The organism is Cyanobacteriota bacterium, from assembly GCA_025054735.1.
Classification (GTDB): Bacteria; Cyanobacteriota; Cyanobacteriia; order SKYG9; family SKYG9; genus SKYG9.
In genome coordinates, this window is the sequence record JANWZG010000246.1 from 1 (window position 1) to 6,057 (window position 6,057).

The window sequence follows — 6,057 nt, forward strand, 5'->3', positions numbered from 1 at the left end:
GTCCTGGTGATTTTTATGAATGCTGGTTTCGGCATGTTGGAAACTGGCTTCTGCCGTCAAAAGAATGCGGTCAACATCTTGTCTAAGAACTTGATTGTGTTTGCGCTGGCAACAATTTCATTCTGGGCAATTGGCTTTGGCATAATGTTTGGTGATGGTAATGCCTTTATGGGCACGACTGGTTTCTTCCTCGCTGGCCCAGACAATAGCCCCGCAACTGGCGAAGACTACAAGGGTATTTTTGGCTCTTTGAATTGGACTGGCGTACCACTAGCAGCTAAGTTTCTCTTCCAGGTTGCTTTTGCTGGCACGGCTGCTACGATCGTATCTGGCGCAGTGGCGGAGCGTATCAAGTTTATTGACTTTCTGATCTTTAGCCTGCTGTTGGTGGGTATTTCCTATCCTATTACCGGGCATTGGGTCTGGGGTGGCGGTTGGCTCTACAAGATAGGTTTTTGGGACTTTGCAGGTTCTACTGTTGTTCACGCAGTTGGCGGTTGGGCAGCTCTAGTTGGTGCTGCGATTCTCGGCCCTCGTATTGGTAAGTACGTCAATGGTCAGCCCCAAGCTATCCCTGGTCACAACCTAAGCATTGCTACGCTAGGCTGTTTGATTCTATGGATTGGCTGGTTTGGTTTCAACCCTGGCTCGACTATGGGGGTTGGTGACGGCAGCGCGATTGCTCACATTGCCTTGACTACGAACTTGGCAGCCGCTGCGGGCGGCATTGCTGCAACTATCACCGCTTGGATGGTTTTCGGTAAGCCTGACTTATCTATGATTATCAACGGTATCCTGGCTGGTCTGGTTGCGGTTACGGCAGGTTGTGCCTTTTATGGCAATTGGCCTGCCGTCATTGTTGGTGCGATTGGTGGTATCATCGTTGTCTTCTCGGTGATTTTCTTTGACAAGATTGGCATTGATGACCCAGTTGGTGCTATCTCTGTTCACTTAGTGAATGGTGCCTGGGGTACCTTGGCTGTTGGTATTTTTGGCCAAGGGCTAAATGCCGGCCCTAAAGGTTTGATTGCTGGCAACCCTGGTCAAATTGTTACGCAGTTAATAGGTATCTTGTCAGTGGGTGGTCTCACTGTGTTGTTAAGCTTTATCTTCTGGTATGTTCTGAAGGCGATTTTCGGGATGCGAGTTACTCGTGAAGAAGAACTGGAAGGCTTGGATATAGGCGAGCACGGTATGCAAGCTTACAGTGGCTTCTTGAAAGAGCCTGAACCATCTACTGGCAGCATCCCTGAAGGTGAAAGCGTTGTTAGCCCTGGTTAAGAGAATAACTAGCAAGTGTCTGCTGATTGATTGCAGATATGGCATCTAAAATTTGATAGATTTCCTCTGTGGTTGAATGGTGCGGGAGATGTTCGTCAAGACATCTCCCATTTTGTTTTTCAATGTTTTTGAATCTGTTTTTCGCCTCCCGCTACCAGAGCTAAGGAGACACCGCGCTCATGTTATCCCTACAACAGCTATATGTGTCTTAGGATATATCTGAGACTACAAGAGTTTACCTACTTCAGCGTGTTTGGATCAATACCTAGCTCCTGTAACTTGGCTGCTAAAATATCAGCCCGCTGACGCTCTTGCTCGGCCCGCTGACGCTCTTGCTCAGCCCGCTGACGCTCTTGCTCGGCCCGCTGACGTTCTTGCTCGGCCCGCTGACGCTCTTGCTCGGCCCGCTGACGCTCTTGCTCAGCCTGCTCAGCACTCCATAGAAGCAGGTTACCATGGACATCCCACCAGCGCAGCCAAGTCATAGTTTGCCCTAGGTGTTCTCCTCGCCAAGTTCCTAGAAACAAATTTAATTCTGGGATCCAGAAATGTCCACTTGCGTTACTGGTTTGAGACTGGTAACGACCATCGTGGAAACGTCGCAATTCCAGCCGTTCTTCATAGGGATCAAACGTGACGTAGTTAGGAACTTGCAGGATCTGCTCATAGAAGTAAAGTTTGCCGTAGGGAGGAGTTGATCGCATGGACAGTTCCCCATTGTCTTCATCAGACAAAAACTCCATGACCACAGCTACAGGATCTCCTTGAAGATAGGGAGTATAGCTGCGACGGATAGTGCCAGGTGCCACAGGCTGCACATGGGGGACATATAGCCAGTCTGGCGCTTTGACCACTATTTTTTTATTTACAGTAGCTACTAACCCAAAGTTAGCGGCAATCAACATATCTGGCTGAATTAGGCCATTGGCCCCTAGAGCATCGGTCAAAGCCGCTGCTAAGGATGGTTGTTGAAGATTTTCCACGGGGTCATCGGGTAAGACGTAATCAGCAGGCAAAGCCTCCCACGTGACGATCGGCGTAGTTTGTACAGGGTTAACGTGAAGCACCATCGGGTAAAATCCTTAACTAACGTGATGGGTACAGAGGTCTGACTGCTAGCATGGTTCTAGATTATAGACAAAAACTAAAGGTTATCGCAGCAAGCAATAACAAAGCAGAACTGCTGCTGGTGACTAGCGCTAACTGGATAGTGTTCTAGTGAGGTAGTGGTGGATCAAGTTATTGGTGTTGATTTAGGGGGGTCTGCAATTAAACTGGGACGCTTTGATCGAGATGGCAACTGTCTCCAGGCATTAACAGTAGCAACTCCCCAGCCAGCAACGCCTGATGCTGTGTTGACAGCAATGGTGACAGCGATCGCACAGGTGGATCCTTACCAAAACGGGAAAGCGATCGGTGTCGGGATGCCTGGCCCTGTTGATGCTACAGGACGTGTCTCTCTGGTTGCTATTAACCTGAGTAATTGGCAAATGGTGCCCATGGCTGATTGGCTGGAAGCAGCGGTAGGTAGACCCGTAACCTTAGCTAATGATGCTAACTGTGCGGGCTTGGGTGAAACTTGGCTAGGTGCAGGTCGGCGGTTTCAGAATCTCATCCTGCTCACTCTAGGAACTGGTGTTGGTGGTGCGGTGATTTTAGATGGTCAGTTGTTTGTGGGCAGTCGGGGAGTAGGAGCCGAGCTGGGCTTGATTACGCTCAATCCTGATGGGCCTGCTTGTAACAGCGGCAATAGAGGTTCCCTAGAGCAGTATGTCTCCGCTCAGGCTATTCGTCGGCGTACTGGGCTGGAACCACGAGAACTAGATGCTCGATCGCGGGCAGGAGACCCTAGTGCGCTACAGTTTTGGCAGGCTTATGGGCGGGACTTGGGTGCCGGGCTGGCTAGTTTAATCTACATATTCGACCCAGAAGCAGTTGTGTTGGGGGGTGGCATCAGTGCCAGCGCAGAGTTTTTTTTACCCACTGTACAGGCTGAAGTTCATCAACGAGTGTTTCACAGCGCTCAATCTGGCTTACAAATCTTAATCGCAGAATTAGGGAACCAAGCTGGCATTGTAGGAGCAGCTAAGCTAGCGTGGCAACTTGTTGATAAATCAATCTCCAGCTAATATCCATGCGCCTACCAATCACCATACACCACAGAAATTGCCCTAGCACTTCTAGCACTTAGAGTTACGGTCTGCAACGACTACTCTGACTTAACTTAAGCAACAGCCATAATTGAGATAGAAGAGCTTTCAGATACATAAGGTTGCTGTTATGTTCACAAAGATTCTAGTTGCAACAGATAGCTCTCCCATGGCTGAGCAAGTTTTTGATCGAGCACTTTTTTTAGCAAAAGCTGCCCAAGCCGACATGAAGCTTTTGCATGTTTTGTCCGCAGAAGAAAATGAAAGCCCTAACTTGCCTCAGTATGTAGGATTAGACTACTACTTCACCATGACAGAAGCATCGTGGCGTGATTATCGAGAGCAGTGGGATGCCTTCAAGGAAGAGCGACTACAGTGGCTACATACTCATGCAGAGACAGCTAGAGCATCTGGTTTGTCCGTTGAAGTGGAGCAGATCTGCGGTAATCCAGGACGGGTTATTTGTCAGGTTGCTAGAACTTGGGGAGCTGACTTAATCGTAATGGGGCGGCGGGGACGATCAGGCCTAAGTGAACTACTACTGGGTAGCGTTAGTAACTACGTTCTGCATCATGCCCCCTGTTCAGTGATTGCACTTCAAGCATTAACGTCTTCATCGCGTCCAGCTCACTCTATCGATGCAGTTGCATCCTAGCCAATCATTAACATTAAACAAGCCTCTGTTTGGCATGGTTTGCCACTATCTTGCATGACTCACTTGCGTCACTTAGTGGCAACTGGTACTAACAAAGCAGCCAAGACTCGCCTAAAGTTTCAGGAAACTATTCGTCGATGGCATCAATGATTTAACTCTCAGGATAAGGTTTTCAGATTTCTAAGCCTCAAATTAAGATATGTAATGTTTATCAGACTAAACCGAATAATGGGTCTCCGCCTCCCGTATGATAATGAGTACACTCATGAAGTTGTGTAAAAAGGGGCTTTTATTAACGTGGCTATTCCTCTCTTACAATACTCTCCCACCACTAACAACCAGCGCGTAGCTAGTTTTGAAACTGTACCAGGCGACGAGCAGCCCAGGATTTTTACAACGGATAACCTGCTCTTCGGCTCTGACATGGATGCTTTAATCGAAGCAGCCTATCGTCAAATATTCTTCCATGCATTTGCTTGGGATCGAGAGATAGCTCTGGAATCTCAACTTCGCAATGGACAGATTACTGTTCGTGGTTTTATCCGTGGATTGTTGCTATCTAAGACCTTTATTGATAGCTTCTACGACAAGAACAGTAACTATCGCTTTGTGGAGCACTGTGTTGAGAAGGTCTTAGGGCGGCGAGTATACAGTGAGCGCGAGAAAATTGCTTGGTCGGCTGTGGTTATGACCAAGGGTGTCAAGGGGTTTGTTGATGAGCTACTCAACAGCCAAGAGTACCTTGAGAACTTTGGCGAAAACATTGTCCCTTATCAGCGGCGGCGTATATTGCCAGGACGCAGTGAAGGTGAACTGCCCTTCAACATCAAATCTCCTCGTTATGATGCTTACTACCGAGCTAAGCTAGGCTTCCCACAAGTGATCTGGCAGACAGTTGTTCGTAGCTACGTGCCTCAAGATCGGCAGCCCAAGGCAGGTAACCCAGCACTATTTCTAGACATGGCACGGAGCATTAATCCGCGCAGCAACCCACCCCAGCGTATTTCTGCGGTCAATATTGACATTGAGAAGACAGTGCCTTACCGCAGATAGTTTACGTCTTACGCATAACACTAGACAGTTAATTAAAAAGAGCTTAAAGCACCTATGCCTTAAGCTCTTTTATTCTTTATCGTGCAACTACCAGCCATGCACCTACGTCTGGATTTGATACATCTATAACCTGCCGATAACTTACCCGACAAACCCATCTGTCTAGTTAGATGAGCCAAGTCCAGCGTAAGCACCGTAGAAAAATAATCCAACAATCGCAAGCACACCTAAGCCAGCAACAACTGCAACAAGCCATAGGGGGATACGTCCAGGTTGAGACACAACAATCACCTCTCTGTACAAATAGATCAACTAAGACTAACTAGTTAAAGAAATAGCTAGAGAATAAAATGCCGAGTACAAACACCAACAACAAGCCTAAAAACAGTGATGTTCGGTTAAGCTCAACTGGTTGCTTATTGGGATTTGGAGTCCGTTCCATAATGCCTCCCTACCGTTGAATAAACTGCATGGCTGCGATCGCACCCAAAAAGAAAATTGTGGGTACTGCCAGCGTATGAACTGCCAACCAACGAACTGTAAAAATTGGGTATGTAGTTGGCTGATTAGGATTGTTACTTGTCATAGTCAATAACTCTCACCTTACTCTTTTGAAAACTCGCCAATCTGCTGTTTACCTTCGTAACGACTGCTGACGATCGGTAGCTCTTGTCGTGTTTGAGTAAAGTACTCATTGGGTCGAGGAGTACCAAACACATCGTAGGCTAAGCCAGTGCTTACAAACAACCAGCCAGCAATAAACAAGGCTGGAATTGTAATGCTGTGAATGACCCAGTAGCGAACACTAGTGATAATGTCAGCGAATGGACGCTCTCCAGTAGAACCTGAAGCCATTGTTAAATCCTCTCCCTAAATTACGGATATGATTTGCGGTTACAGATACGCAATGAATTGCAA

At 47.5% G+C, this 6,057-nt stretch carries 9 protein-coding genes; 4 read left to right on the top strand and 5 right to left on the bottom strand.

Translation table 11 applies throughout. The features are described 5' to 3' along the window. On the top strand, positions 1 to 1,281 hold a 1,281-nt coding region (locus NZ772_12195), incomplete at its 5' end, for an ammonium transporter (protein MCS6814309.1). Positions 1,282 to 1,520: 239 nt separating this feature from the next. Here the strand turns inward: NZ772_12195 and NZ772_12200 are convergent. After that, the gene (locus tag NZ772_12200; protein ID MCS6814310.1) at positions 1,521 to 2,351 is read right to left on the bottom strand and encodes a Uma2 family endonuclease; all 831 of its coding nucleotides are present in this window, start codon (positions 2,349 to 2,351) and stop codon (positions 1,521 to 1,523) included. 159 nt (positions 2,352 to 2,510) lie between these two features. Between NZ772_12200 and NZ772_12205 the strand changes: the two genes are divergently transcribed. The 3 genes from NZ772_12205 to NZ772_12215 all read left to right on the top strand — a co-directional run bounded on the left by NZ772_12205 (position 2,511) and on the right by NZ772_12215 (position 5,139). After that, a complete protein-coding gene (locus NZ772_12205; GenBank protein ID MCS6814311.1) occupies positions 2,511 to 3,410 on the top strand; it encodes an ROK family protein in 900 nt (299 codons plus the stop codon). A 151-nt stretch (positions 3,411 to 3,561) separates the two neighbouring features. Continuing rightward, the gene (locus NZ772_12210; GenBank protein ID MCS6814312.1) at positions 3,562 to 4,086 is read left to right on the top strand and encodes a universal stress protein; all 525 of its coding nucleotides are present in this window, start codon (positions 3,562 to 3,564) and stop codon (positions 4,084 to 4,086) included. Positions 4,087 to 4,383: 297 nt separating this feature from the next. Continuing rightward, positions 4,384 to 5,139, top strand: coding sequence for a phycobilisome rod-core linker polypeptide (locus NZ772_12215; GenBank protein ID MCS6814313.1), 756 nt, complete (start codon positions 4,384 to 4,386; stop codon positions 5,137 to 5,139). 162 nt (positions 5,140 to 5,301) lie between these two features. Here the strand turns inward: NZ772_12215 and NZ772_12220 are convergent, their stop codons facing one another. Genes NZ772_12220 through psbE form a run of 4 tightly spaced genes read right to left on the bottom strand, consistent with a single transcriptional unit; the run spans position 5,302 to position 5,994 of the window. Beyond that, complete coding sequence (locus NZ772_12220) at positions 5,302 to 5,421, bottom strand: photosystem II reaction center protein J (GenBank protein MCS6814314.1); 120 nt, start codon at positions 5,419 to 5,421, stop codon at positions 5,302 to 5,304. 40 nt (positions 5,422 to 5,461) lie between these two features. After that, a complete protein-coding gene (locus NZ772_12225; protein MCS6814315.1) occupies positions 5,462 to 5,581 on the bottom strand; it encodes a photosystem II reaction center protein L in 120 nt (39 codons plus the stop codon). Between the two features lie 9 nt (positions 5,582 to 5,590). Then, positions 5,591 to 5,725 (bottom strand): cytochrome b559 subunit beta, encoded by a 135-nt coding sequence (gene psbF / locus NZ772_12230; protein MCS6814316.1) that lies wholly within the window; start codon positions 5,723 to 5,725, stop codon positions 5,591 to 5,593. Between the two features lie 17 nt (positions 5,726 to 5,742). Further along, positions 5,743 to 5,994, bottom strand: coding sequence for a cytochrome b559 subunit alpha (gene psbE / locus NZ772_12235; protein MCS6814317.1), 252 nt, complete (start codon positions 5,992 to 5,994; stop codon positions 5,743 to 5,745). Between the last annotated feature and the right edge of the window lie 63 nt (positions 5,995 to 6,057).